General features: G+C 56.8%; 28 protein-coding genes and 2 pseudogenes. 14 read left to right on the top strand and 16 right to left on the bottom strand.

Translation table 11 applies throughout. From position 1 onward, the window contains the following. Nucleotides 1–18: 18 nt before the first annotated feature. Entirely contained in the window at nucleotides 19–366 is a 348-nt protein-coding gene (gene tnpB / locus ISN39_RS34850) for an IS66 family insertion sequence element accessory protein TnpB (protein WP_194727742.1), read from the bottom strand. Further along, nucleotides 363–755 carry a transposase gene (locus ISN39_RS34845; RefSeq protein WP_194727741.1) on the bottom strand — a complete coding sequence of 131 codons (393 nt, stop codon included), beginning with the start codon at nucleotides 753–755 and terminating at the stop codon, nucleotides 363–365. The genes tnpB and ISN39_RS34845 overlap by 4 nt, the downstream gene beginning before the upstream one ends. Before the next feature lie 263 nt (nucleotides 756–1,018). Between ISN39_RS34845 and ISN39_RS34840 the strand changes: the two genes are divergently transcribed. Then, complete coding sequence (locus ISN39_RS34840) at nucleotides 1,019–1,771, top strand: carbonic anhydrase (protein WP_194732631.1); 753 nt, start codon at nucleotides 1,019–1,021, stop codon at nucleotides 1,769–1,771. A gap of 89 nt (nucleotides 1,772–1,860) precedes the next feature. Continuing rightward, nucleotides 1,861–2,000: pseudogene (locus ISN39_RS34835) on the top strand (IS5/IS1182 family transposase); the annotation flags it as partial. 511 nt (nucleotides 2,001–2,511) lie between these two features. Here ISN39_RS34835 and ISN39_RS34830 read toward each other — a convergent pair. The 4 genes from ISN39_RS34830 to ISN39_RS37435 form a co-directional block, all read right to left on the bottom strand. Continuing rightward, nucleotides 2,512–3,081: an NAD(P)H-dependent oxidoreductase gene (locus tag ISN39_RS34830; protein WP_194732465.1), complete on the bottom strand. Its 570-nt coding sequence runs from the start codon at nucleotides 3,079–3,081 to the stop codon at nucleotides 2,512–2,514. An 871-nt stretch (nucleotides 3,082–3,952) separates the two neighbouring features. Then, nucleotides 3,953–5,158, bottom strand: coding sequence for a beta-ketoacyl-[acyl-carrier-protein] synthase family protein (locus ISN39_RS34825; RefSeq protein ID WP_194732464.1), 1,206 nt, complete (start codon nucleotides 5,156–5,158; stop codon nucleotides 3,953–3,955). Beyond that, nucleotides 5,159–5,440, bottom strand: a complete 282-nt coding sequence (locus ISN39_RS34820) for an acyl carrier protein (RefSeq protein WP_194732463.1) — start codon at nucleotides 5,438–5,440, stop codon at nucleotides 5,159–5,161. Between the two features lie 295 nt (nucleotides 5,441–5,735). After that, nucleotides 5,736–6,110, bottom strand: a complete 375-nt coding sequence (locus ISN39_RS37435; RefSeq protein ID WP_246763647.1) for a hypothetical protein — start codon at nucleotides 6,108–6,110, stop codon at nucleotides 5,736–5,738. On the opposite strand from ISN39_RS37435, the gene ISN39_RS37430 reads away from it, so the two are divergent. The 9 genes and pseudogenes from ISN39_RS37430 to ISN39_RS34785 all read left to right on the top strand — a co-directional run bounded on the left by ISN39_RS37430 (nucleotide 6,048) and on the right by ISN39_RS34785 (nucleotide 14,231). Next, on the top strand, nucleotides 6,048–6,179 hold the full coding sequence (locus ISN39_RS37430) for a hypothetical protein (RefSeq protein ID WP_348652039.1): 132 nt from the start codon (nucleotides 6,048–6,050) through the stop codon (nucleotides 6,177–6,179). The genes ISN39_RS37435 and ISN39_RS37430 overlap by 63 nt on opposite strands. An 837-nt stretch (nucleotides 6,180–7,016) precedes the next feature. After that, the gene (locus ISN39_RS34810; protein WP_194732462.1) at nucleotides 7,017–7,988 is read left to right on the top strand and encodes a nodulation protein NodZ; all 972 of its coding nucleotides are present in this window, start codon (nucleotides 7,017–7,019) and stop codon (nucleotides 7,986–7,988) included. Between the two features lie 254 nt (nucleotides 7,989–8,242). Next, nucleotides 8,243–8,755 (top strand): GDP-mannose 4,6-dehydratase, encoded by a 513-nt coding sequence (locus ISN39_RS37810; protein ID WP_281438359.1) that lies wholly within the window; start codon nucleotides 8,243–8,245, stop codon nucleotides 8,753–8,755. Next, the gene (locus tag ISN39_RS37805; RefSeq protein WP_281438358.1) at nucleotides 8,745–9,008 is read left to right on the top strand and encodes a GDP-mannose 4,6-dehydratase; all 264 of its coding nucleotides are present in this window, start codon (nucleotides 8,745–8,747) and stop codon (nucleotides 9,006–9,008) included. Before ISN39_RS37810 ends, ISN39_RS37805 begins: the two co-directional genes overlap by 11 nt. Next, nucleotides 8,951–9,304 carry a GDP-mannose 4,6-dehydratase gene (locus ISN39_RS37800; RefSeq protein WP_348652038.1) on the top strand — a complete coding sequence of 118 codons (354 nt, stop codon included), beginning with the start codon at nucleotides 8,951–8,953 and terminating at the stop codon, nucleotides 9,302–9,304. The genes ISN39_RS37805 and ISN39_RS37800 overlap by 58 nt, the downstream gene beginning before the upstream one ends. 5 nt (nucleotides 9,305–9,309) lie before the next feature. Continuing rightward, a pseudogene (locus tag ISN39_RS34800) lies at nucleotides 9,310–10,235 on the top strand (GDP-L-fucose synthase). A gap of 436 nt (nucleotides 10,236–10,671) precedes the next feature. Next, nucleotides 10,672–11,406, top strand: a complete 735-nt coding sequence (locus tag ISN39_RS34795) for an FkbM family methyltransferase (RefSeq protein ID WP_194732461.1) — start codon at nucleotides 10,672–10,674, stop codon at nucleotides 11,404–11,406. A gap of 168 nt (nucleotides 11,407–11,574) precedes the next feature. Further along, complete coding sequence (locus tag ISN39_RS34790) at nucleotides 11,575–12,906, top strand: UDP-glucose/GDP-mannose dehydrogenase family protein (protein ID WP_194732460.1); 1,332 nt, start codon at nucleotides 11,575–11,577, stop codon at nucleotides 12,904–12,906. 209 nt (nucleotides 12,907–13,115) lie between these two features. Further along, a complete protein-coding gene (locus ISN39_RS34785) occupies nucleotides 13,116–14,231 on the top strand; it encodes a glycosyltransferase (protein ID WP_194732459.1) in 1,116 nt (371 codons plus the stop codon). A 70-nt stretch (nucleotides 14,232–14,301) separates the two neighbouring features. Here ISN39_RS34785 and ISN39_RS37425 read toward each other — a convergent pair whose 3' ends face one another. Beyond that, a complete protein-coding gene (locus ISN39_RS37425; protein WP_246763619.1) occupies nucleotides 14,302–14,448 on the bottom strand; it encodes a hypothetical protein in 147 nt (48 codons plus the stop codon). Between ISN39_RS37425 and ISN39_RS34780 the strand changes: the two genes are divergently transcribed. Both ISN39_RS34780 and ISN39_RS34775 read left to right on the top strand, forming a co-directional pair. After that, nucleotides 14,380–15,492, top strand: coding sequence for a glycosyltransferase (locus ISN39_RS34780; protein ID WP_348652037.1), 1,113 nt, complete (start codon nucleotides 14,380–14,382; stop codon nucleotides 15,490–15,492). The two genes, ISN39_RS37425 and ISN39_RS34780, sit on opposite strands and share 69 nt — an antisense overlap. After that, the gene (locus ISN39_RS34775) at nucleotides 15,489–16,961 is read left to right on the top strand and encodes a lipopolysaccharide biosynthesis protein (RefSeq protein WP_246763617.1); all 1,473 of its coding nucleotides are present in this window, start codon (nucleotides 15,489–15,491) and stop codon (nucleotides 16,959–16,961) included. The genes ISN39_RS34780 and ISN39_RS34775 overlap by 4 nt, the downstream gene beginning before the upstream one ends. Here the strand turns inward: ISN39_RS34775 and ISN39_RS34770 are convergent. Then, nucleotides 16,860–18,239 (bottom strand): polysaccharide pyruvyl transferase family protein, encoded by a 1,380-nt coding sequence (locus ISN39_RS34770; protein WP_194732458.1) that lies wholly within the window; start codon nucleotides 18,237–18,239, stop codon nucleotides 16,860–16,862. The two genes, ISN39_RS34775 and ISN39_RS34770, sit on opposite strands and share 102 nt — an antisense overlap. Nucleotides 18,240–18,921: 682 nt before the next feature. On the opposite strand from ISN39_RS34770, the gene ISN39_RS34765 reads away from it, so the two are divergent. Continuing rightward, nucleotides 18,922–19,935 (top strand): 1-aminocyclopropane-1-carboxylate deaminase, encoded by a 1,014-nt coding sequence (locus ISN39_RS34765; protein WP_194732457.1) that lies wholly within the window; start codon nucleotides 18,922–18,924, stop codon nucleotides 19,933–19,935. 135 nt (nucleotides 19,936–20,070) lie between these two features. Here the strand turns inward: ISN39_RS34765 and ISN39_RS34760 are convergent, their stop codons facing one another. The 8 genes from ISN39_RS34760 to nifE all read right to left on the bottom strand — a co-directional run bounded on the left by ISN39_RS34760 (nucleotide 20,071) and on the right by nifE (nucleotide 25,436). Continuing rightward, nucleotides 20,071–20,559, bottom strand: coding sequence for a NifX-associated nitrogen fixation protein (locus ISN39_RS34760; protein ID WP_194732456.1), 489 nt, complete (start codon nucleotides 20,557–20,559; stop codon nucleotides 20,071–20,073). A 249-nt stretch (nucleotides 20,560–20,808) separates the two neighbouring features. Beyond that, nucleotides 20,809–21,015: an exopolysaccharide production repressor protein gene (locus ISN39_RS34755; protein ID WP_246763639.1), complete on the bottom strand. Its 207-nt coding sequence runs from the start codon at nucleotides 21,013–21,015 to the stop codon at nucleotides 20,809–20,811. Nucleotides 21,016–21,084: 69 nt separating this feature from the next. Further along, nucleotides 21,085–21,399, bottom strand: coding sequence for a ferredoxin III, nif-specific (gene fdxB, locus ISN39_RS34750; protein WP_194732454.1), 315 nt, complete (start codon nucleotides 21,397–21,399; stop codon nucleotides 21,085–21,087). Further along, nucleotides 21,396–21,599 (bottom strand): CCE_0567 family metalloprotein, encoded by a 204-nt coding sequence (locus ISN39_RS34745; RefSeq protein WP_194732453.1) that lies wholly within the window; start codon nucleotides 21,597–21,599, stop codon nucleotides 21,396–21,398. The genes fdxB and ISN39_RS34745 overlap by 4 nt, the downstream gene beginning before the upstream one ends. Before the next feature lie 26 nt (nucleotides 21,600–21,625). Next, nucleotides 21,626–22,114 carry a NifX-associated nitrogen fixation protein gene (locus ISN39_RS34740; RefSeq protein ID WP_194732452.1) on the bottom strand — a complete coding sequence of 163 codons (489 nt, stop codon included), beginning with the start codon at nucleotides 22,112–22,114 and terminating at the stop codon, nucleotides 21,626–21,628. Continuing rightward, nucleotides 22,115–22,612, bottom strand: coding sequence for a nitrogen fixation protein NifX (nifX, locus tag ISN39_RS34735; RefSeq protein WP_194732451.1), 498 nt, complete (start codon nucleotides 22,610–22,612; stop codon nucleotides 22,115–22,117). It lies immediately after the preceding gene. After that, complete coding sequence (nifN, locus tag ISN39_RS34730; protein WP_194732450.1) at nucleotides 22,578–23,960, bottom strand: nitrogenase iron-molybdenum cofactor biosynthesis protein NifN; 1,383 nt, start codon at nucleotides 23,958–23,960, stop codon at nucleotides 22,578–22,580. Before nifN ends, nifX begins: the two co-directional genes overlap by 35 nt. A gap of 9 nt (nucleotides 23,961–23,969) precedes the next feature. Further along, a complete protein-coding gene (nifE, locus tag ISN39_RS34725; protein ID WP_194732627.1) occupies nucleotides 23,970–25,436 on the bottom strand; it encodes a nitrogenase iron-molybdenum cofactor biosynthesis protein NifE in 1,467 nt (488 codons plus the stop codon). Nucleotides 25,437–25,454 lie beyond the last annotated feature (18 nt).

The raw sequence follows: 25,454 nt of genomic DNA, 5'->3' as shown, positions 1-25,454 counted from the left end.
TCATGCCAGCGGTTTTGCTCATCCAGCCGACGTCGGCCGCCAGGTTTTTTGCGGCATCCGCCAATCGATGCCTTCGAGCAAATAACCGAGCTGCGCCGGCGTAATCACCAGCGTGCCATCGGCCGCCGACGGCCATAAGAAGCGACCCCGTTCCAGCTTCTTGGTGAACAGGCAGGCACCCTGGCCATCATGCCAGATCACCTTGATCAATCCACCCTGACGTCCGCGGAAGCAGAACAAATGGCCGCTGTGAGGATCGCGCTTCAACGTCTCCTGCACCATCAGGGCAAGGCCGGGAAAACCCTTTCGCATGTCCGTGTAACCTGTTGCCAGCCAGACCTTCACGCCGCTCGGAACCGGGATCATCGCCGCTCCAGGATATCGAGGATCCGAACCAGGGCTTCGGTGTCAATGTCACTCTCGACGCGAAGGCGCCGGCTGCGGCCAAGCTCGATCGTCACGATGCTCGTCTTCTTGCGCGACCGTGCAGGCGGGGCCGTTTCCACCGCATCAGGCGCTGGCAAGCTCGCGACAACTTCGACAGGGATAAACCGTGAGATTGAGGGCGCCGATACCTGGCACAGTTCCTTTCGCCAGCGGAACAACTGGCCGGAATGGATACCAGCAGATCGCGCGATCTCCGACACGCTGGCTCCTGGCTCAAACGTTGCCGCGACCAGCCGCTCTTTATCCTCCCGAGACCAGCGCCGACGTCGCTCGACCGATGTGATAACCTCAACAAGCTGCTTTGTCATAAGACTATCCCTAGTGCTTGCACTAGGACTTGCAGTCTTCAGCCCTCTTCAGCAAGGCGGCCGTCACCGTGGGGATACTATCGACTGAAACTTGAGCTCGACTTATTGATGAAGAGGAATTACTGCAGACCCCGATCGAGCGCGCAACTATGCTGGAAAGCATCATGACCGCCGCTGCGACCGATGGGTCATCAGACAATCGTTTTTATGAGTATCTTCTACGGCGAGCGCTATTTGCTCGTCTCATGAGTGGGGGAATGAATATGCAAAGGCGTGACTTCATCAAACGTTTGGCCATGCTTGCTGCTTGCCCGCTTTGCGTCAAGACCGCTTTCGCAGCGGAAGGCGTGCATTGGAGCTATGGCGGCGACGCTGGTCCAGAAGACTGGGGATATTTGACCGAGGAGAACCGTGCCTGCTCGTCCGGTTCGCAGCAATCGCCGCTCGATATCCGGGGCGCGATCAAGGCCGACATCCCGGACCTGGTGCTAGACTGGAAGAGCGGCGGGACGATCCTCAATAATGGGCACACGATCCAGGTGAAAGCGGCGCCCGGAGGGACGCTTCGCCGCGGTGATCGGCCCTATGAGCTGGTGCAATACCATTTCCATTCTCCGAGTGAACATCTGGTCGAAGGCAAGCATTTCCCGATGGAGGCGCATTTCGTCCATAAACACGCCGAAACGGGTGCTTTGGGCGTGCTTGGCGTTTTCCTTGTTCCGGGCGCCACCAATGCGACTTTCGCCAGCTTGGCTGCGGCCTTCCCGCAAAACGCGGGTGAAGAGACCGCCCTTCCCGACGTCGAGCCGAGCAAATTGCTGCCCGCCTCGCTCACGTATTGGGCCTATGAGGGGTCGCTCACCACACCGCCCTGCAGCGAAATCGTGGACTGGATGATAGCGAAGGAACCGATCGAGGTGGATACGGCCGACATCAAGAGGTTCACTACGCTCTATTCAATGAACGCGCGTCCCGCCCTCACTTCAAATCGTCGTTACATCCTGAGCTCCAGCTGAGCGAGAATAGCTCGTAGTCTTTCGACCGCCCCACGGGGGCCGGTTGCGCGATTTCGGCAGGGCAAAGCTTTGGGCGATGGGCCTTCGGCATCAAACATCATCTCGTCATCGAAGCGCGGGAATTGGAGGGAAGGCAAGCCTCTCCGACGGCCGTGGCATCGACAGCCAAAGCGTCAAAACCATGGAAAGCGGTGGCACCCGGGGGCTTGATGCATCCAAGATCCCTGGAAACACTACTCTCATAGGCGTGCCCCATCGGAGGGTAATGGCCGGGGGCGGCGCAGACTTTATCCTCATACTGGACGCCGGTCGTTTGTAACATGTAGAGGAGCGGAGTGTCGGGTACCGAAATCAATACTCTCCAGAAGTACCGTTGAAGCTTCCCGACTGCAGCCAGTTCACTCTGCGTCCAGAGCTGGGTCGGTCGGGACAAAGGCTATCGATAGGTGGCGACGCAGTGCCAAAACCGATGATCGAATTGGGCTAGAAGACTCTTTCCGGCTTTCTGAGCCCTCATCACGACGATGAGCCTGGCAGGCCACGGTCATGCGGGGATGATCTGTTTCTCAAGCATGCGCGTGACGGCCGCCATTGTGGTCGATCTGCCTTGAGCGCCATCCCTTGCCTTGCCTTGCCGACAAACAACCTAGCGAAGTTTCCCGGACGTGTCGAACCTCGCAGGCTGCTCGTTCAGCACAGGCACGATGATCCGTGAACGTGGCATGAGGCTTTTCCACGCCTCAGACCACCTTGCTGCAGGAGGAGGTATTGATCCACGCTCGCAGCGTCACGGCGTAATCGGCTGCTGCGACTTGAAGGAGTGGGGGGTCCAGTTTGTCCGCTTGGTAGACAACGAACGGCTTGGTCCAAGCGAGCCCGCAGCGATGGGCAGTAGCCCGCAGTGGAGCAAGCAACGCGTCCATGGTGAACATATTTCGGCCACCAGGACCATATGACTCCGGAACATCACCGGTAGTAACCGCGATCAGCAGCGGCTTGCCCTCAAGTGCACGACCCTCTTGCTCGTATGTCATGTAGAACATGCGGGTGAGAACAGCATTCTGCCATGCTTTTAGAAGCGGTGGGGCGGAATACCACTGGAAAGGGAACTGCAGCACTATACGGTCGGCTGAGAGAAGCCGCGCAGCCTCGGACTCCCCATCCCGGAATAATTCGATACCGTTCGGATAGAAAGCCTGCATATCGGCTATCTCAGTCCCCGGCAGTCCAGCCGCTGCCGCAACAAGCGCCTTGTTGGCCTTGGAACGGCACAAATCCGGATGGAAGACGAGGATTAAGGTCTTTGTCATCTTGGTTTCCTTCGCTTTGGACAGGTAACCGATGCCCGAGCTTTAGAAGTTATTCCAATCGATTTATGATCAATCTATTATCTGTTTCTTGAATTTAAGAAGACTCGACTGAACCTACCTCGTCGTCCCCGATCATGTGATCGTCGCACTGAGGGGCCGGCTACCCCGCGGCAACGGCACGGTGACCGCAGACACTCAACAGGATGTCGCGCGCGTCCGGCGCGTCGGTCCTCGTTGGTCCTAACTTTCAGAGTGCTATCATTGCTGGAGAGCCCGGATCTAAGGCTCGGGAAGAGACTGCCCGCAGTTTGAAATCGGCTACAAGGATCCGCAGGCTGTGCGCCTTTATCGCCGGCCGACAGGTCGAAGTATGGTTGGGGACCGGAACCAGTAGGAACCTCGGTACAGAGCGGCGGCTTTCACCTTGGCCGGGCTTGTCACCGCTCAGATATGCCAGTCTGCGTCGAGCGAATGGGCCTTGATGTTATCCAAGTACAGCTCGGAACTGTGGACGTCGCCGGGGATCGGCGGACGTCCTTGTGGTCCGCGAGTGCTCGGGCTAGTCAGGAATGCGATAATTTTCCGAATCAATCGGGATAAGAGTCAAAGACTTGGTCGCGACCGGACGGGACACCCGGGTCGTGGATGCTCGGCTGGCGAATCCGAAACAGACTCGTAATGAAGGACTTGCCCTTGGACTCGGTTCGTCTAGGAGCCCTGCTGCACAACATTGGCGGCCACCTTTCTTCAAAGACGTGAAATCGAAGGGATCCAGGCGGTTGTTGAGGTTATCAAAGTTGAGATCAGTGATGTGGTCGGGGCTTGGCGGCCCGGGCTATGCGGTCGTTCAACCGGAACCACTGTATCCTGATTACACCTGCCTGAATGCCAGAACCGCGTTCGTGCCGCCGAAGGCGAAGGAGTTGCTCAGTGCCACGCGCACTTTGCGCTCGCGCGGCACATTGGGCGTGACGTCGAGATCGCAATCGGGGTCAGGCTCACGATAATTGGCAGTCGGCGGCACGACGCTCTCGCGGATAGCCATCACGCAGGCGATCAACTCGAGTGCGCCGGACGCGCCGAGGCAATGCGCGTGCATGGACTTGGTAGAAGAGATGGACATTGAATAGGCGTGCTGACCGAAGACGCGCTTTATCGCCGTCGTCTCGATCTGGTCGTTGGCCTTGGTGCCGGTGCCGTGCGCGTTGAGATAGTCGACATCCGTTGCAGCCAGCCCGGCATCGGCAAGGCAGGCGCGCATTGCTGCCTCCGGCCCCTCGACAGTCGGCGCGACGATGTCGGAGGCATCGGCGGAAAGGCCGACGCCGGCGATCTCGGCAAGGATCGTGGCACCACGCGCCGTGGCATGCTCATAGCTTTCCAGCACGGCCATGCCCGCACCCTCGCCGAGTACCAGTCCCTGCCTGTCGGCGGAGAAGGGCCGGCACGTATCGGGCGAAAGCACGCGCAGTGCTTCCCATGCCTTCAGCACACCCCATATGAGCGGCGCTTCGCTGCCGCCGGCAAGCATCACGTCGGCCCGGCCGAGCCTGATCTGGTCCACCGCGGAGGCAATCGCATGGTTTGCCGAGGAACAGGCGGACGTGACGCCGAAGACCGGCCCGCGCAGGCCGAGACTCATGCTGACCTGGCCGGTGGCGGCGCCCGGCATCGCCTTGGGTACAGTGAAGACGGCGGCACGCTTACCGCCCAGAAGCATGGCGCGGTAGGTTTCCTCGATCGTTTCCCAGCCGCAGCCGCCAACGCCCACCGTCGCACCGAAGCGATAGGCATTTCCCTCATTGCAGGAAAGTCCGGCGTGCCGCATGGCTTCGCGCGCTGCAAGCACAGCGAGCAGGCTGACGCGGTCCATGGAGACGAGCTGCTTGCGCTCGATGTCGTGCTCGGGCAGCGCCTTGATCTCGGCGCCGATCCTGACCCTCAATTCATGGAGCTCGGAGTTGACGATCGGGCCGATGGCGGAGCGGCCCTCGCGCATCTCTTTCCAAATGGAGGCGGCGTTGGTCCCAAGCCCGCAAAGCCCGCCAATCCCAGTAATTACGACGCGCCTGTCCATTCAAGCCTCCTTGGCGATCAAGCCACGGACGGCTTCGACCACATCGCCGATATTTTGGAGATTCGACCAGGCATCGGCCGTGTTCATCTCGATCCTGATACCGTAGGTCTGTTCCAAGTCCCAAAGGACATCGGCTAAACCCAGTGAATCGATGCCAAGCGAGGTCAACTCCGTGGCAGTCGTTATTTCGCCGATCGATACCGTGTTTTTTCTCTCGCGGTTCTCTGATTCGGCGCGGTTCTTGATTGTACCAATAATTTCTGTTGCGAGTTGATCTGCCATTCTGTTCCTTTCCATCACGCGTTACGGCCTGGACACGGCACTACTCGGAGCCGAACCGACTCGCGAAAATTGCCCCTCGCGGAGCTTCTGCGACTCATAAGGCCTATTGCTCTTAGCAGCCGGATGAGTTCCGGCGCAGTCCGCAGGCAAACACCGAGACCAATGAAGTCGCCCGCATTCTAGACCTGTGCTGCTTTGCTATGGCAGCATCGGGCAAGATCGGTAAAATTGATTGTTTGGATGAAAAGCATCCAAGCGATGGATGCCATGATCTTGTACTCCTAGCGGCCGTGATCTAAATTTTGTTTTCGTGCGCGTCGGCCTGGCGACCGAGCCTGATCTCACAGCCGCGGCGCAGCACCAAATTCCCCGGCATGCGTGCGGTCGCCAAGAAAGACAGTACCGATCTATTTAGCACTTGCCTGCCGGAGCGCGTGAGCAGTAATCGGGTGCCGGCGGCCAAGACATCGACCTCGGTGGCAGAAAGCTCGAGTCTCATCACCAAACGCGTAGCGCCGGGTCGCAGAAAGCCGCCTGGTTTTTTTCCTGCAGGGCCCTGCATTCGTCGGAAGCCAATGTTGCGCATTTGTTTGGCAGGATCGGTCGCGTGAAGGCAACGAATAACGTGGATGGCCTGCGCCTGACATTGGAGGACGGCCGTATCCTGCACATCCGAGCTTCCGGAAACGCGCCTGAATTGCGTTGCTACATTGAGGCTGGCGACCAAAATACCGCTTAACAACTGCTTGAAAGGGACTGGCGCTGCTAAGCGAATGGACACCACGGAACGCCGTGACTAAGTCAAAGTCGTCGAAACGTTGCCAACCGGGCATCCTCGGCGCCAGCCTTCTCCAGGAGCTGATGGTTGAGGTGAGAGCCGAAGTTGAACGCCCGGCAGTCCGCTGAGCCAATCAGCAGGGTGATCGCATTGACGTGGCCGATGTCACGGCTTCTTGTTCAGGATGTCGCACACGCGCGTCACATCCATCCGGCTCGACACGCCGTTGGAGAGCGAGCCCTCAATCTGTGGTCCGAAATTCCGAGCGGGCGACCGTCGCCGGTGCCCAGGTTTCGAAGCCATTCTGCAACGGCTCGTGATCCCGATCCCGCGATTAGCAGCACTTTGATGCGGCTGGCGTGGCGGACAACCTCGGCGGTCAGTTCCGCTCCCGCAGGAGGTAGCGATGACCCTCTTCCTTTAGTCAGTGCCTTTCCTATTGAGCCGACGCCCGCCCGAACGACAGCAAAGGCTCTTGAAGCAGTTGCCTTCGGAATATCCAGAGCGTGGATACTGTCATTCAAACAATCAATTTTACCAATCTTGCGGAACGCTATTAGAAACCGCTGAATTAACCCGAAGCAAGCGGTCGGCGACGAGTTTACAAGCGGCGCAGTAAGGACGGGCAGTGCTAAGAGAACGCAACGGCTATGGATCGCGGTGTTACAAGGGGCTCCATACCCAATTTGGTAGCATCCCGACTGCTGTGATCAGATTTTGGCGTGCAAACGTAGATGTAACATCGCAGTCCATCGGTATTCCGGCACGAGGCCAACGCAAATGCTAGTTAGTGGATTGATGAAGGACCGGTTCGTCGTTTCTCGACGGCGTACTGGTTTCGGTGATTGCCTGTGGTCGCTGGCGGCGGCTTGGCGCTACGCGCAGCGGACGGGGCGCACGCTAGCCATCGATTGGCGTGAGTCCTGTTATCTCGATCAACCCTTTACGAACGCCTTTCCGCTGTTCTTCGAGCCTATTGGAGACATTGCTGGCGTTCCGGTTATTTGCGATGAGCAGATCAACCAGGTTTCGTTCCCGGGGCCGTTCTTCCCACAGTGGTGGAATAAGCCATCGATTGACTGCGTTTACCGCCCAGATGAACAGATTTTCCGAGAACGCGACGAACTGAGTGAGCTTTTCGAGGCTCAAGCTGATAGTGAAGCCAATACAGTAGTGTGTGATGCTTGTTTGATGTGGCGCTGCGATCAGGAGGCAGAGCGACAGATTTTTCAGAGTGTCAAGCCGCAGGCCGAAGTTCAAGCTCGGATTGAAGCTATCTATCAGGAACACTTCAAAGGTCACAGCATAATCGGCGTTCATGTTCGACACGGCAATGGCGAAGATATTATGGACCATGCGCCCTATTGGTCCGATCCGGAGTTTGCCCTACGGCAGGTATGCGCTGCCATCGAAAAGGCCAAAACGTTACCGCATCCAAAACCTGTGAGGGTGTTCTTGTGTACGGATAGCGAGCAGGTTTTGGATCAGGTATCGGCTGCAGTTCCAGATCTGTTCACTATCTCCAAAAGTTTCCAGGCGCGCCGGGCGGGACCATTGCACAGTCCAGCACTTGGAGTCGAGGGCGGCCTTTCCGCCCTCGTTGAGATGTATCTTCTCGCGCGATGCGATACCGTGATTCGTTTTCCCCCGACCAGCGCCTTCACGCGCTACGCCCGACTTTTCGTGCCTCGGGTTATTGAATTCGACCTGAACGACCCAAGTCGTTTGATCTTGATTGAAGATTCGTCAGAGGATCTTCCGGCTTCATAAGTGGTCAGCCTCGAATGTACCGCGAATGCCGACGCATCGACTTTCTAGGCCTACTGAGGTCGAGCTCCAAGGCCTGGTGCAGGAAATCCCTCAGACGGAGCGAAACCGCTCTATCCACTTCTGCCTCGGACGGCATCCTGTTCACGCACGGGCGCCTCATCAGCGGGGTGATCTGCATCGACCTCGTTTGGCGCTGAGAGCGCTATTCAAAATGCAGTCCTCCCCCCACAAGCAAAATAATTGGAGATTTCAAAGTGGCAGATCAGAAAGTAGCTTTAATATCGGGGGTAACAGGTCAGGATGGGGCATACCTTGCGGAACTGCTGCTGGAAAAGGGCTATATAGTTCATGGCATAAAGCGTCGTTCATCATCATTCAATACCCAACGTATAGAGCACATCTATCAGGATCCGCACGATCCTGAAGCCAGGTTTTTTCTCCACTATGGAGACATGACAGATTCGACCAATTTGCTGCGCATTGTGCAGCAAACCCAGCCGGATGAAATCTACAATCTCGCCGCGCAGAGTCACGTCCAGGTAAGCTTCGAAACGCCGGAATACACCGCGAATGCTGATGCAATTGGTACCTTGCGCATGCTTGAAGCTATTCGAATTCTTGAACTGACCAATCGGACCCGCTTTTACCAGGCATCAACGTCAGAGCTATATGGTCCCAAGCAGTACCGCAAAATGAGAAGACACCTACCCGCGTTCACCTTACGCTGCCGCAAAGCTCTACGCGTACTGGATTGTCGTGAACTATAGAGAGGCTTACGACATCCACGCTTCCAACGGTATTCTTTTCAATCACGAGAGCCCGCTGCGAGGTGAAACATTCGTCACTCGCAAGATTACCCGGGGTGCGGCAGCAATCAGTCTCGGCCAACAGGACGTGCTTTATCTGGGAAATCTTGATGCTCAACGTGATTGGGGCCATGCCCGTGAGTATGTGCGCGGCATGTGGATGATGTGTCAGCGCAGGACAGGCCAGACGACTATGTCCTGGCTACGGGGGTGACAACACCGGTTCGCATGTTTGTAGAATGGGCATTCGAGGAAACCGGAAAGACGATTGAATGGGTGGGAGAAGGGGTCGAGGAAAAGGGCATTGATGTCGCCACAGGCAAATGCGTCGTGGCAGTAGATCCACGTTATTTCAGGCCAACAGAGGTAGATCTGCTCTTAGGCGATCCGACCAAGGCGCAACGGGTTCTGGGCTGGAGACACGAAACAAGCGTGAGGGAGCTTGTCCGCGAAATGATCAACGAAGACCTTCACGTAATAAAGGGCAGCTTGACAGTAAAGGAGGCCTGAAGTCGATGTATTCGTTAAGCGGAAAACGAGTTTGGGTTGCAGGACACAGGGGCATGGTCGGCAGCGCGATAGCCCAATCGACTGCGAAGTTATCGTTGCCGATAGGCAGAACGTTGATCTAACGCGGCAGAAGGAATTTGAGCAGTTTCTGTCGAAAGAGAAACCGCACGCTGTCATAATGGCGGCAGCGAAGGTGGGCGGCATCCTTGCAAATAACACTATGTCGGCTGACTTTATTTATCAGAACCTGGCAATGGAGGTCAACGTTATCGAGGCCTCCTTGCAGAACGGCGTTGAGAAGCTACTTTTTCTTGGATCAAGTTGTATTTATCCGAAGTATGCTTCACAACCCATAAAGGAAGAAGCGTTACTGACTGGTCAGCTTGAGCCGACCAACGAATGGTACGCAATTGCGAAGATTGCCGGCATCAAGTTATGTCAGGCCTATCGCAAGCAACACGGCGCAGACTTCATTTCAGCCATGCCGACAAACCTCTATGGTCCTCGCGATAATTTCGATCTCGCCTCCAGTCATGTCGTGCCAGCGTTAATACGCAAAGCACACGATGCAAAGATTAAAAGCCTCGATCGATTGTCTATTTGGGGGAGCGGAACGCCGCGCCGGGAGTTCTTGTACAGTGAAGATTGTGCCGATGCGTTGATATTCCTGCTTAAGCATTATTCCGAGGCAGAACACATTAACGTCGGCTTCGGGAGCGACATAACCATCATCGAACTTGCGCGGCTCATCTGCGACATTGTTGGCTTTAAAGGTGAGATAGGACTTGACGCATCCAAGCCTGACGGAACGCCACGAAAGCTCTTGTCCAGCGCCAAACTGGAGTCAATGGGGTGGCGTCCCAAGACCTCTCTTGAGGTCGGACTGGTCAAATCCTATGAATGGTTTGTCGAAAACGTGGCAGACAAATAGCCGGCGCGCGGCATCGCCTTGACCAAGCTCGGCCAAACGGAGCACGAACCCCTTACCCATGCCAGGAAGGAGCTGCGGTGGCGGCTCATCGGCAGGCGCATATCGTCAACGCTGCGGGAGCGTCGTACGCGGAGATCGAAGGAACCGTGCAGTATTGTCACGGATAAGCATGATGGGTTTGACGGTGGTGATCCATCCACCTCCTGGATGGAGGGCATCAAAACAACCAATTTTACCAAAACCGGCGGATTTGAAAATCTCGCTTCTTGAACACGTCTACCGGAGGTCTCTCGTGCACGCTCTCGGAGTGCATGGAGGCTGTACTGACATAACACCTACCTGCCTCGGCTGCAGGACCGCTCGGAGGCGACCAAAGTTTGGTCGGTGAAAGTGACGCAGGGGTCGCCTGCAGTTGAAATGTGGAGAAAAAGTTTAAATGGAAACGATCCAGTTTTTTAGCGGAAGCCTGCGAAAATCTATCCACCGGCCCGTGCGAGAGTTTCTGGAGGCCTTGCGGGAACCTGCGTCTTCTTTGAAGGTACATCGACAGATTGTTTCGCTCCTCCAAAAGCCCGATCCCGTGATCCTGGATATCGGCTGCAATGATGGAACTGATACGCGACGCTTTCTCAGGCTTTGCCCGGAAGCCCAGCTTTACTGCTTTGAGCCGGACCCTCGGGCGGCTGCTCGCTTTAAGGCATACATGAACCTTTACCTAGACAAGGTGAAGCTATTTGAGATCGCAATGAGTGATCGAATTGGCAGGATCGATTTCCACCCCAGCAACGGAGATGGAAGTGCGAAGGAATGGGACCGTTCTGGCTCAATACGCCGGCCTAAGATCCATCTTTCCGAATATGACTGGGTTCGGTTCGACCGCCCCATTTCAGTTGAAACTCGGAGGCTGGATGACTGGTGCAGCGAAGCGGGCCTGAAGAAGATCGATTTCATCTGGATGGATGTGCAGGGAGCCGAGGCAAATGTCATCGCTGGCGGCGAACAGACCTTGAGCAACACACGTTTCATCTACACGGAATACAGCGACCAGGAACTCTATGATGGGCAGCTGTCCCTACGAGCGATTCTTGACCTGTTGCCTTGGTTCGAATTGGTAGCCCACTATCCGCGTGGTGTGGAGGGTGATGTTTTGCTTAGGAATACGAGGCTTTAGACAACCGCAGTTCTCCTTTTTTCCTGCTGCGGGTCGTCCTCGTCCTCCAATCGAGAATCCGTACCGAGCCTGGCACGGTCCGCCACATTCCTTACTTCGAAGAAACCTAGGGCATTGACTAAGCATACCGACAGGCCTGCCCTGTCGGAAAGCGAACAAGGAGGTCAAATGAATCTGACTGTTTTTGGCATTGGTTACGTGGGGCTTGTTCAGGCAGCGGTCCTCGCTGAAGTCGGCCACAATGTTATCTGCGTCGACGTTGACGCAGAGAAGGTCCAGCGGCTGAAAGATGGCATCATCCCCATTTTCGAACCTGGCCTCGAGGATCTCGTCAAGGAAAACCATGCGGCTGGACGGTTGACATTCACGACGGACGCGGCCGCTGCGATCAAGCACGGCCGGATCCAGATCAGCGCGGTGGGCACCCCGCCTGGCGAAGACGGTTCTGCCGATCTGAAATATGTTTTGGCTGTGGCCGAGACGATCGCCAAGGAAATGACCGAACCCAAGATTATCGTCAGCAAATCAACTGTTCCGGTCGGAACATGTGACAAACTGAGAAAGCGCGTCGGCGAAATTCTCAAGATGCGCGGGCTCGAAGTGCTTGAATTTGACGTGGTGTCGAACCCCGAATTCCTGAAGGAAGGTTCGGCGGTCGCCGATTGCCAGCGGCCGGATCGGATCGTCATCGGTACGCAGTCGCCGGTTTCTGAGCAGTTGATGCGTGAGCTCTACGAGCCCTTCAACCGCCATCACGAAAAGATCATCGTGATGGACATCCGCAGCGCCGAATTCACGAAATATGCCGCCAACTGCATGTTAGCGACAAAAATTAGCTTTATCAATGAGATGGCATGTCTTGCCGAACATCTGGGCGCCGATATTGAAGAGGTCCGAAAGGGCATCGGTAGTGACCCTCGCATCGGTTATCACTTCATCTATCCCGGTGCAGGCTATGGCGGCTCTTGTTTCCCGAAGGACGTACGCGCCCTAATCAAGACTGCCGAGAGCGTCAAGTTCGATGCCACCATGCTGAAAGCGGTCGAGCAGCGGAACAACACCCAGAAATCTGTTCTGTTCGACAAGGCGTACCAGTATTTCGGCGGTGATTTGCGTGGCAAGCGCTTTGCCTTGTGGGGTCTTGCCTTCAAGCCAAACACGGACGACATGCGCGAGGCGCCCTCCCGTGTGTTGATGGAAGCCCTGTGGGACGCGGGCGCCAGTGTCAGTGCGTATGACCCAGAGGCCATGGCCGAGTGCCAGAACATCTATGGCCAGCGCGATGACCTGTTATTGTGCGGCACCAAGGAAGCCGCGCTGCGTGGAGCCGACGCACTGATGATCGTTACGGAGTGGAAGAATTTCAGGGCTACCTCTTTCGACATGTTGCGTGAAGCACTGGCAACACCTGTCATCTTCGATGCCCGTAACCTTTACAATCCAAAGACAGTTGCGCGTCACGGACTTGAATACTTCGGCATCGGACGCCAGGCAGCCTGAACGGCTTGAGCAAGCGCGATCAAGACATTCCTGCCAATGGTCATCCTCGGGATCGATCCCGGAAATTCTAAAGCAAATTGGCAAAGCGCCCCTGACCTATTCCTGATGCCAACGACTGTTGGACAGAAGGATCGGCAAGTTCGAAGCAAGGTCTGAAGCGGCGCAATTTGCGAAATAACTCGCAGTAATGCGGTAGAGGAGCAGCGATCATGAATGTTCTTTTTGCTGGCGGCAATGGATATTATCCCCAGTTCAGTGGCGGCGTGCAGTCAAGTACGCATCATCTGATAGAGCAATTGCGGTCTATGGGACATCAACCCGCGGTTCTAGCCCCTTTGATCGGCGACGGCTTTTTCGGCTTCAAAGTCAGAGCGAAGATGAAGCTCTTGGGCCAGCGCGCTGCCATGGACACATTCCCTGGCTATCCGGTGGTTCGAGCTTGGTATCCCTGGGAAGCGGCAGATTTTGCGGTTCAGAAGACCAAGCCCGATGTGGCGGTCGTTCAGTGCCACAAGTCTGTGCCGATCGGCAAGGCGCTTCAAATCCACAATATTCCGCTTGTCGTCTACCTGAGAAGTGTCGAGTTCAATGAACTGGCCGGCGACCTGAGAGAGCTCCATTCGGCTCTCTACATTGCCAACTCCGCATTTACGGCGCGAATCTACAAAGAGAAGTTCGGTATCGATTCGGTCGTGATCCCGCCGACCATCAATGCTTCTCATTACCGCACCAATTCGACGGGTGAATACGTCACGCTCATCAACCCTTACAATAAGAAGGGCTTCGAACTGGCGGTAAAAATTGCCGAACAGTGCAAGGACATCCCTTTACTGTTCGTCGAGAGCTGGAAGCTGAGCGACGAGCATCGTGCCGAGATCGAGCGGATCATCGCCCCACTCGGCAATGTCAAGCTTGAGAACCGCACGAGTGACATGACGACGGTCTATGGCCGAACGAAGATCCTGCTTGCGCCAAGCAAATGGGAAGAGGCTTGGGGACGCGTGGCATCCGAAGCCCACTGCAGTGGAATTCCGGTCGTGGGCTCAACACGCGGCGGCCTTCCCGAAGCGATCGGCGCGGGTGGCGTCCTGCTCGACTATGACGCACCAGTGGAGAATTGGGTACAGGCCGTTCGTCGGCTGTGGGATGACAAGGGGCACTACGAAGCCCTGTCTTCTGCGGCTCTGGAGTTTTCAAAACGGCCGCAACTGGACCCAGTTCGCCAATTCGCCATGTTCATGGATGTCCTGACTGAAGCCGCAGGCTCGGTGACCGAGGCGCGTCGGGCATCTGACACGGCCCATTCTGGGCCTCAACAAGATTGACTAGGATCCGCAGAGTGTGCATGGCCTTCCTGCCATGCACAAGACCCGAAACACTGTTCTCGGGATCACATCAAAAGGGCTTCATATGCGCGTTGGTTATGTTGTCGGAAGGTTTCCTGTACTCTCCGAGACCTTTGTTATCAATCAGATGGCAGGTTTGCTTCAGCGAGACTTTGAGGTGGGTGTCGTCTGCAACGGCATTGCGCCGGAAGCTCATATCGACACCTCCGTCGAGCCCCTGTCGACACTGATGGCGGGAACACGGGATTGGTGGGGACCCGCAGCGGGTCTCCGCTCCAGGATCGCAACTCTCCCGAGCGGACTGAGGGACAAGGCCTCTACACTTCTCGACATGCTTTCGGTCCGTCGTCTCAATAGTTTCGACGTGATCGTCGCCCATTTCGGACAGAATGGTGCGCGGGTTGCGCGTCTCAAGAAAAGAGGCTTGATCACTCCCCCGATCATAACGGTTTTTCACGGCTACGACGTTGGCGTTCCGTTTCATGAAAAGCGACTTGGCGAATACCGTGATCTTTTCAAGTTTGGATCGCTCAACCTGCCGGTCAACGATTACTTCCGCAGGCTTCTCATCGAGGCCGGTGCTTCTGATCACAAGGTGTCGGTACACCGCATGGGCATCGACATAACACAGATACCGTTCACGCCCCAGTCCCGGCGCGAGCTGCCGCTGCGACTTATTTCCGTGAGCCGGCTGATCGAGAAGAAGGGGGTGGAGCTTGCCCTTCGGGCCCTCAGCCTAGTCAAGAAATCAAAACCAGAGTTCGATTGGCGGTACACGATCGTGGGCGACGGTCCCAATCGCGAACAGCTTCAGCAAATCGCGGCCGAGGGTGACATTACGGACCGTGTCGCGTTCACTGGAAGCCTGCCCCATGCTACGGTCAAGGAGGAACTGAGGCATTCCCATGTCTTCGTCTTGCCCAGCGTCACGGCGGGCAATGGGGACGTCGAGGGAATTCCCGTCGCCCTCATGGAAGCCATGGCCGCCGGCCTCACCGTCGTCAGCACTCATCACTCGGGCATTCCGGAGCTGATCGCAGATCGCAAGACCGGTTTTCTCGCGCCCGAGAAAGACATTGCGGCCATTGCAGATTCCATCCTCTGGATTGCGACACACCCGGAACAGTGTGAGCAGTTTGCTCGGAACGCGCGCCTGAAGGTCGAACGGGAATACAATGCCGAAACCTTGAACGACCGCTTCGCGACTATCGTCAGCGACATCGCAAAAGCAGGTAAATGAAAGTGAACACCATGGACCAGCGCTCCTTTGGACGAACGGCTTTGCGCGGCGGGCTTGTTACAGCCGGCTCCCAGCTTATCAAGATGGTCGTGCAGTTCCTGTCGGTCGTTATCCTCGCGCGCTTGCTGGTACCGGAGGATTTCGGCCTGATGGCCTCGGTCGGCCCGATCGCCGCGTTCATCAGCCTGTTTCAGAACATGGGGCTGCAGCAGGCCGTCATCCAGCGCAAGGACATCACGCCCGCGCAGCTCAACGAGGTGTTCTGGGTCAGCACTGCCGTCGGTCTCGGTTCAACCGCCGTGCTGGTGGCCCTGTCACCGGCGGTTGCGGCGTTCTACGGCGATCCACGAATGACAGCGATCACCATCGCTTCAGCGCTGCCGTTGCTGATCGGCAGCTTGGCCGCGCTGCCACTAGCGCTGATGAACCGGAACCTCCAGTTCACCCAGCTGGCAATCAATGACGTGACGTCCACGGTCGGTGGCTTTGCCGTCACTGCCATGGCCGCTTATTTGGGGTTCGGTTACTGGTCGCTGGCGATCGGTCCTGCCGTGGCCGTAGCAATCGTGCTGCTGTCGGCGTGGCTCAGTACCGGCTGGATGCCTGGCCGGCCGACACTCCGTGTCGACCACGACATCATTTCCTTCGGCCTCAACCTCACCGGGTTTAATCTGGTGAACTTCTTCTCCCGAAATCTCCCCAATATTCTGATCGGCAAGTACTCCAGCACCATCGAGCTCGGCTACTACGACCGGGCCTACAAGCTTCTGCTGTTTCCGCTACAAAACATCAATCAACCGCTGACGCGGGTAATGATACCGATGCTGAGCCGCATTCAGGACGACAAGCCGCGGTTCCGAGACATCTACATGCGGACGAACTGGCTGCTGGCCGCCGTGACCATGCCGGGCATCGGCGCCCTGACTTGCGCCAGCGGTCCCGTGGTGAACTTCTTGTTCGGCCCGCAATGGCAGCCCGTCACGCCGATTTTTGCCTGGCTTGGCATAGCAAGTCTGGTTCAACCTACCGGAAACACCACCGGCTGGATCTTCATCTGCCAAGGCAAAACAAAAACGATGTTCCATTGGGGCATATACTCGTCGCTAACCGCAGTCCTGTCGTTTTTCGTTGGACTGCCATGGGGGGCAACAGGCGTCGCTGCGGCCTATGCCATCAGCGGCTATGTTCTTAGAATACCGGTGCTTGCAGTGCTTCTCCACAGAATAGGCCCGGTGACGGGATGGGACTTTATGTCGATTCAGGGTCTGTTCCTGATTTCTTCGCTCTTGGCCTGGATCGGTTGTGATGCCCTTGCCAAGAGCGAATTGCTTGGAAACGATCTATGGTCGATCTCAGCGGCGGTCGTCTTAAACTACGGCATCGCTTTGGTTTTGGCTCTGATTTACCCCCCCTCGCGGCGCAACCTGTTGGCCAGCTGGAAGAACGTAACCGCTCCGCTTCGCCGCTAATCTTGCAAAAGCCTGCTTCAACGGCTCCACAACTGACATTGCCGAGGCATGCTCTTCAAGCACTGAGCTCAAGCTCGTTTGCCGATACTGCTCGAGCCCCGAAACAAATCCCGCCAGGATCTCGGTGGCTTTTGCCGCGGTGACCGTGTTGATGTCAAGCGTCAGCTCGGCAATCCCAAGGCGCGCCGACAGCTCCTTCGTCTTAAATTCATAGGCGATTGGCAGCACGGGCGTGCCCACGCACAACGACATGATCATCATGTGCATGCGCGTGGCGACGACGAAATCAAACCCTTTCACCATTGCCATCAACTGCTCTGGTGAATGGAACCCATCGTCCACGGAGGTATTGGCGGCAACATCCGGGTCCAGTCTGGCGTAGATTGCTTTTGCAGTTTTTGAATCGTCATGGGCATATTCCGGCACACCTTGGCACGTGGAGACGAAGACCACTTTCTTGCCGTAGGCCCGAACGAGGACAGTTGCCATGGCACGAATGGAATCGATGTATCGACCCATTCCATTTTCGCCATCTTTCACATAATTCCAGTTCCTGACGGAGATCGCCACGACACCTGTGCCCGAACCTGCGGGTGCTGAAAGAACGGCCTGTATGCGGGCCGTATCAGCCAGAGCGAACACCGAATCCGCAACGACATGGCATTTCTCGATATCGGCCACCACCTCCGAAATATTGTCTTTCGAATGCGCGTCGCGCAGAAGAATAAGCTCGCTCTTGTCGAAGGCCTGCTTCAACCTCTGGCGATTGGTCGGATTGCGGAACGGTCCCAGAGACTGCGTAAAAAAGATCGGCGTTTTGCCGAGAATATCGTCCAGCTCGAATTGGTTGAGCCGCTTCTCCAGATTATATGTCTCAACCAGGTAGGTTCCACCCGTGGTAATGACCATATCTGCATCACGATAAGCCTGGATGTTGTTCCGATCGCGCTTGCTGATGAGACCGAACTTCGACAAGGATCCATCTGAAAAGATGCGGAGCAGCTTCAAGAGAAGCTTGTTGTAAAGTGGCTTGGCGGCGTCCTTGAAGGAGCCCGTTCCATGGCTGTATTTGAACACCGTCTCCGAAATCAACCGGCGGAACTCTATGTCTCCATAGGCAGGCGACGGATACAGCCGTCGCGAAACGTCCGGCTGCGAGTCAAACACCAGGAACTTCAGATCATGTCCAAAAGCAGATCTGAGAATGTGCCGTATTGCCATCAAAATTGCCGCATCACCCGTGTTCAAGCATACGGTATTTTCGATTATGACCTTCATTAAACATCCTTTCATTGGGACTGAGAACTCTGACGCCATTCTTTATGGCTGGTCCATGGCCACTTCTAAAGCCGGCCGTCCTCCTCCGATCTGCTCCAGCCCTCCCCGGTCAGCAAACCCTATTCTTCCCGATTATCAACATTGGTGACACCGATTTGTGACCATGTTGGGGTGTGTGCACAATGCATCCTCGTTTATCGTGCAAAAGAGTCAACGAGGCCTTGGCGGGCGCCATGTCCGCTGTTGTCACCTATTCGCGTATCAGATTGATTCCCGCCACCGTTAAAAGACGGTTAACGTCCTTTTGCCGAAGGTCACGCTGCGCGCGGGCAAATTTTTTACAGTGTAGGCGCGTCATACAGTTCTCGCCTTTTTGGGCGAAAATCCGTAGTGCCGCTTGAATGACGTGGAGAAGTTCGCGATGTTGGTGTAGCCGGCAAGTGGTGACGGCAAAAAGCCGTTTGAGTCGCAGCGACGAAAAACGCTAAGGTGACAAGAGAGCGTAGTCCCATAGCTTTCACGCTGGGGGCAGACTGTCGCTTTCGGTTCAACAGGAAACGGTGACCCTCTGAGCGGCACGCACTACGGCTTGTCTTGTCTCGATACTTGAGGAGCCGAGCGAGCAGCCTATCAAAGTGACACGTGCATACCTGTTTTCGCTCATCGTATTATTGGAGAGAACATGCTGGAAAAATTTGAACGCTACCAGCTTACCTTTGGTCCGACCCCCATCGAGAAACTTGACCGCCTGGGAAAGCACCTTGGGGGAAAAGTCGAAATCTATGCCAAACGCGAGGACTGCAATTCCGGTCTTGCGTTTGGCGGAAACAAGCTCCGCAAGCTCGAATACATCATCCCAGACGCGATCGCCACCAAGGCCGACACTCTTGTTTCAATCGGCGGCGTGCAGTCCAACCACACGCGGATGGTCGCTGCGGTCGCCGCCAAGATCGGCATGAAATGCGTCTTGGTGCAGGAGAGCTGGGTGCCGCATGAGGACGCCGTCTATGATAGGGTGGGCAACATTCTGTTGAGCCGTATCATGGGCGCCGACCTGCGCTTGGTCGACGAGGGCTTTGACATTGGCATCCGCCGCAGCTGGGAACATGCGCTGGAAGACGTCAGGTCAAAGGGCGGCATACCCTATGCGATACCTGCCGGGGCTTCCGCTCACAAGTATGGCGGCCTCGGCTATGTGGGATTCGCAGAGGAGGTGCGCTCCCAGGAACAACAGTTTGGGTTTGCCTTCGACTATATCATCGTGTGCACGGTCACGGGATCGACGCAGGCTGGTATGCTGGTCGGGTTCGCCAAGGACGGCCGACAGCGTAGCGTGATCGGTATCGATGCCTCCGCCACTGCTGCCCAAACCAAGGCGCAGGTGCTAAGCATTGCCCGGAATACAGCGAAGCTCGTCGATCTCGGCTCGGAAATCGTCGAAGACGACGTGGTCCTCCTCGAGGCGTACGCGCACCCATGCTATGGTATCCCATCCGACGAAACCAAGGACGCTATCCGCCTGTGTGCGCGGCTCGAGGGCGTGATTACTGATCCGGTCTACGAGGGCAAATCGATGCAAGGACTGATCGATCTTGTCAGGAGAGGCTTTTTTCCAGAGGGATCGCGGGTTCTGTATGCGCACTTAGGCGGAGCGCCGGCTATCAATGGTTACAGCTACACGTTCCGCAATGGCTGATCCTCGACTCTCGCCTTTGCCAGATGCGAGGGCGCCCAATTGGAAATTTTTGGCGTTGCGATCAGCGGCCGCTGTATCCTTAAGGCTTCAATTCTTCAAGGTCTGACATGATCTCTTTCCCCGATATGGGCTCCATCACGCCCGCGCCACGTCCGGATATGCATTGATGACTGCGACCGCATCGTTGACCAGCCTCGTACCGGTTTTGGCGCAATCCCGAAGCGTATTGAAGCCAAACCGGTGAACATCACGCAGGGTCTTTGACAGCAGGACCAACCTTTTGGTCGTAAACAGCACTCGCCCGAAGCCCTCCTGGCTGACCTCCATCGTCCGCGACACCAAAAGGTCCGAGCGCTCCTCGATAGCGAGGCCGACGGCGGCGTAAAAAATATCGAGCTTCCACATGACATATGGATCGGGATCGCCAATGATGGGGATCGCTCGGCGCTGTTCATCCGTGACGGTGAAGTTGGCCAGCAGAACGGCGTCGCACTTGCCTCTCCACAATCCGTAGGAATCCTGAGCCCGCATCAGCCGCACGAGGCATTTGAGGAAGGGGCTGGCAAGGGTCTTGTCGTCATTGACAGCAGGGGTAACCACGGGATCAGATAACGTTGTCATCATTCAGTCCTCGACTTTGAATCTGCCTTTCTTTTCGATGGAGCGCTTCGATCTATAGCTAGTGCCTGCGGGTCTTCCTGCGCCATGCAAAGTCAATATCCCATCATGCTCCCGGAGAATGGCCAGGATCGTTCCTGCTCGCAGAACAGCCCATGGTGTCAACATGATGAGGTTGCGATTGCACTTTCGGCCATGCGAGCTGCGCGCCACGTTCTCCCAAAGCTGGGGACCTTCCGAGGATTGACCCATGCCCTAGCGATCGTTGGGGTGTCCTCGTCGCAAGAAGCCTAAATGATGAGGCGCTCGGACAGCTCTGCGAGCGCAGTTATTCCGCCAGACCAGAAAAAGAACACTTCCGAAATAAGCGAGTTGAAGAAGCAGCGAGGCAGCCAGTGTCGTGACGATCGTTACGCGAATGGAATGCGAGACGGAGTAGACCACGGGAAAACTGGTGCACATGAGCAGCCATAGGATGCGGTGAAGGGTTCCAAAGCGCATTGCAGTTCTCCTGGTTCTTCTGTCGGATCATCAGACAATCGTGTCAGTCGCGACATGAGTCTGGCAGTTCTTGGGACAGACGCGGGCGCAGGCTCCGCAGCCGATACAGCGGCCGGGGTAGTCGACGACCATAATCACTCGATTGAGCTCGCCATCGAAGTCGTCGTCCTCGCCATCGCAGACGCCGAGGATTTCACCTGCATCGTCGACGCCGTGAGGGTGCATAACCTCACGTGAGCAGACCTTGAAGCAGCGGCCGCAGCCGATGCAGGTCGCACCATCGATTTTGTTCAGATATTCCGGTATCCATCTAGACCCATCGCGGGTGACGAATGAGCTTGTCATTGTGAATTCTCCGACACAGCGAGTTCTCTTTTCGCAGCGTCCAACTCAGCAAACGCGTGAAACGTTTTCTCAGCGACTGCTGTAATTTCGGCCCAGTTGACCGGAAGGTCTTCGGCGAGGTCGTGCAATTCCATCTTCGCAGTCCCGGCGCGCGTCTGCAGCTTCCGCACTCTTTGCTTCAATTCTTCAAGGTCTGACATGATCTCTTTCCCCGATATGGGCTCCATCACGCCCTCGCCACGTCCGGATAAGCTTTGATGACTGCGACCGCATCGTTGACCAGCCTCGTACCGGTTTTGGCGCAATCCCGAAGCGTATTGAAGCCAAACCGGTGAACGTCACGCAGGGTCTTTGACAGCAGGACCAACCTTTTGGTCGTAAACAGCACTCGCCCGAAGCCCTCCTGGCTGACCTCCATCGTCCGCGACACCAAAAGGTCCGAGCGCTCCTCGATAGCGAGGCCGACGGCTGCGTAAAAAATATCGAGCTTCCACAGGACATACGGATCGGGATCGCCAATGATGGGGATTGCTCGGCGCTGTTCATCCGTTACGGTGAAGTTGGCCAGCAGATCGGCGTCGCACTTGCCTCTCCACAATCCGCAGGAATCTTCAGCGCGGATCAGCCGCACGAGGCATTTGACGAAAGGGTCTGCAAGGGTTTTGTCGTCATTGACAGCAGGAGCAACCGCGGGATCAGATAACGTTGTCATCATTTAGTCCTCGTCTTCGAAGCTGGCTTTCTTTCCGGCGGCGCCCGCTTCCGCTAACACCTTGCGTAGCCAGGGTGGAGGAGCCGCTCTGAGCATCGTCTGAATGCGCGCGAGCACGTCGTCGATAAATTCCGGCTGCGGCACCTTGATCGGATGGATCTTTGCCGCAATAACCTTGGCTGCCGAAGGCCCGCCAATAGCGAGACAAAATAAGAGCTGGCAGCCTTTCAAAGCTGCCACCTTCGGAGCGATGCGGTCTTCACCTTCGGCTCTATGCGTTCCGCTCTCATCGGAAACGTCATCGAACGCTACCGCTTCCACGAAACTCCACGCGTCGGGCGTCACGTCGTAGATGGCAAATCGTTTGGCCGACCCGAAATGCGCGTTCAGTCCTTTCATGTCTTGAGTGGCGATTGCTACCCGCAATGCGCCTGCCTGCCGTTCTGGCCGCTTTATCTGAAACCCGTCATTGACGAGCGAGAGACGACGAGTTGAGCTCATTTTGCATTTCCCGGCTACAGGTTGGATCAAGTGCGCCCGGCGTCGGCGGGTGCTGGTTAGCCTGAACGATGTTGACAACCTCGTAGATCATGTCGCGCGTCCCCTGATACAGGATTGTAAGCTTGTGCTGGCTGCCTAGGCGGTCGAAGACAGGGAAACCAACACGCATCAGCGGAATGCCGAGGCGCTCTGCAGCTTGCCGGCCGTGCGAGTGCGTGACGAGAAGATCGGCCCCCGCGGCGAGACGTTCCAGGTCACCGAGATCGCCGACCTGGACCGTGCCCGCCGGCACTATTTGAAGTGTCTTTGAAGTCCCGGTCGTGGTGACGGCGGCTGTAATTTCCGCACCCATGCCAGTGAAAAAGTCTGCGAACTGAAAGAGTTGATCCGGCTCGGAGGCGATTGCGACCTGCTTGCCGGCAAGATGGAAATGTCCGTCGAGCATGGCGTCCTGCAACTGCATGCGGCTGCGACGGACATTGGCCGGCGCTTGTTCGCGCGACATTGCTGTAAGCAGCCAGATAAACCGGTCCGCGTTCCTTAGGCCTGTGAGCGACTCGAACAGCACGTACGGTACGCCGGTTAGCCGTCGCAACGCTTCAGCCGGTCGCCGCATCTGCTCGCCGATGGCGATGCACTGTATCGCCGCACCGAGATCGCGAATGTCCTCTACTTTCGTGCCGCCATACGTGGTCGGGACCCAGTGGTCGGGGACGGTGCCATCGAGCGCGCCCGACACCTCTGGCAGGATTACCGGTGTGAGCCCGAAGCTCTCGGCCGTCTCGCGCAGATGCTCTATGTCGGCGACTGTTATGTTCCAGCCGGGCAAGATCACGACCTTCGTCGGGTCGCGTTTCTGCGTCCCAGGCCGCGTAATCCCTTCGATCATAGCGGTAACAGCTTTGGACCAACCCTCCTCTATCGCACCGTCAAAGTCCGGCGTGCTGGCGAGTACCACTTCCGTACCTGTGAGCTCTGTCGCCCGCTTGCGTTTGATGTTGGCGAGGTCCCCAGCGACGTCTTCGTCGCGGGTCTCGACCAGTGCCGTCGTGCAGATCCCGATCAGCCGGGGCCTTGTGCGGGCCTTGAGATTGAAAATCGCCTGTTCGAGGCGATCCGCGCCGCCGATGATCGTCGCGATTTCGTCCATCGCCGTCGTCTGCAGCGGGATCGTTTCCTTGAAATGCCTCCCGAGCAGCACCAGCGCAAAGCTGGTACACCCCTGGCTGCCGTGGAACAGTGGTATTGCGCCGTCGATGCCGAGAAAGGCGAAGGCAGCGCCCAGCGGCTGCGACGATTTCAGAGGATTAATCGCCGCCGATTTAGTTTGGAGGAGAATGTGGGCCATAATAGTACCTCAACAGTCATCACCGGCGGTCTCGCCGTTCGAATTCAACGCGCTTGCTCTTCCTTCTCCCAACCTCTCCTCCGCAGGCAGTGCCTGCTCCCATGGCGCGGGTTCGCGCACCTGCGCCCAGATCGGGTTGTGGATTGCCAGGTCGATCTGGCGTGCGAGTTGCACCATGCCGTCATAGCCGGCGTAAGCGTGATGGCGCTCCTGATTGATGTCGAGCCAAGGCATTTTCGCCTTCAGTGCGATAAACTGGGTGCGACCGCCAGACAGCATGATGTCAGCCTTGTGCTCGGTTAAAATCGAGTAGAGCTCGCGCGGTGCCATCGACTCGTACAGGTGGTTTTCGTCCTTCAGAATCTGCTTGATTCGCTCTTTATCATCGACCGTCGATTTCTTGACCGATGTGCCGACGATCTCCATGCCGATCTCCATCAGCGCATGGACGACCGACCAGGATTTCACACCTCCGGTGTTGAGAAGCACGCGCTTGCCCTGAAGTCGAGGCCGGTAGACTTCCAGCCTCTTCCATGCCCTTTCCTCTTCTTCCGCAACAAGCGCTTCCGTGCGATTGAGAAGCTCGGAGTCGGCACCTTTCTTTACGAGCAGTTCAGCGATCCGCCGGAGCGCTTCCGAGGTGGAAGAAATGCCGTAAAAGGAGCCTTCGAAAAAGGGGATGTCCCAGCGCTCCTCCATCTTGCGAGCGAGATTGATGAGAGCGGTCGAGCACACCATCATAGCTGCACGTGCGCGGTGGGCCGAGGCAACCTGCACATAGTGTGCGTCGCCTGGAATGCAGGCGCGGACACGGATACCAAGCCTATCCAAGAGCGGCTTCACTAGCCAGAATTCGCCGGAAAGGTTGAATTCGCCAAGGATATTGATGTCGTGAGGGCCTGCGTCATCGGGCTCCACCGTGCCTATGACATGGTCGAGTAACGCCTCGCCGGCGAGCTTGTTGCCGAGGTTCTTCGAACCGACGAAGCCCGGCGCATTGACCGGCACCACGGGTATGGCGAACATTTCCGCCGCGCGCTTGCAAACCGCCTCGATGTCGTCACCGATCATCGCCGTAACGCAGGTTGCATAGACGAAGATTGCCGCCGGCGCATATCCCTCCTTGATCTCGCGGATCGCTTTGAAGAGCTTCCGCTCGCTGCGCCCCATCACTATGTCGAGTTCCGTAAGGTCCGTGGTGAAGCTTGTGCGCCAAAGCATGGAACCTGACGACGCAGCGCCGCGATTGTCCCAGGAATTGCCTTCGCAGGCGAGCGGCGCGTGAATTAGATGCGCGACGTCGGTGATCGGCTGCAGCACGACTTTGGCGCCGTCGAAAGCGCAGCCGCCGGCTGCAGCTCCTGGGGTCAACGGCTTCGAACAGCCCTTTTTGCGCGCCTTGGGCTCCTTGCTGCGATTTCTCGCGCAGGCAGGCTCGTCGAAGGCTTCTTGGATTTTGACGTCGAGCGAGGGCATTGCGCTGGCCTTCAAGTT

The sequence above is a fragment of the Rhizobium sp. 007 genome (assembly GCF_015353075.1).
Classification (GTDB): domain Bacteria; phylum Pseudomonadota; class Alphaproteobacteria; order Rhizobiales; family Rhizobiaceae; genus Rhizobium.
Note: the sequence above shows the minus strand (reverse complement) of the source record. Positions and strands in the feature narration are given on the sequence as shown.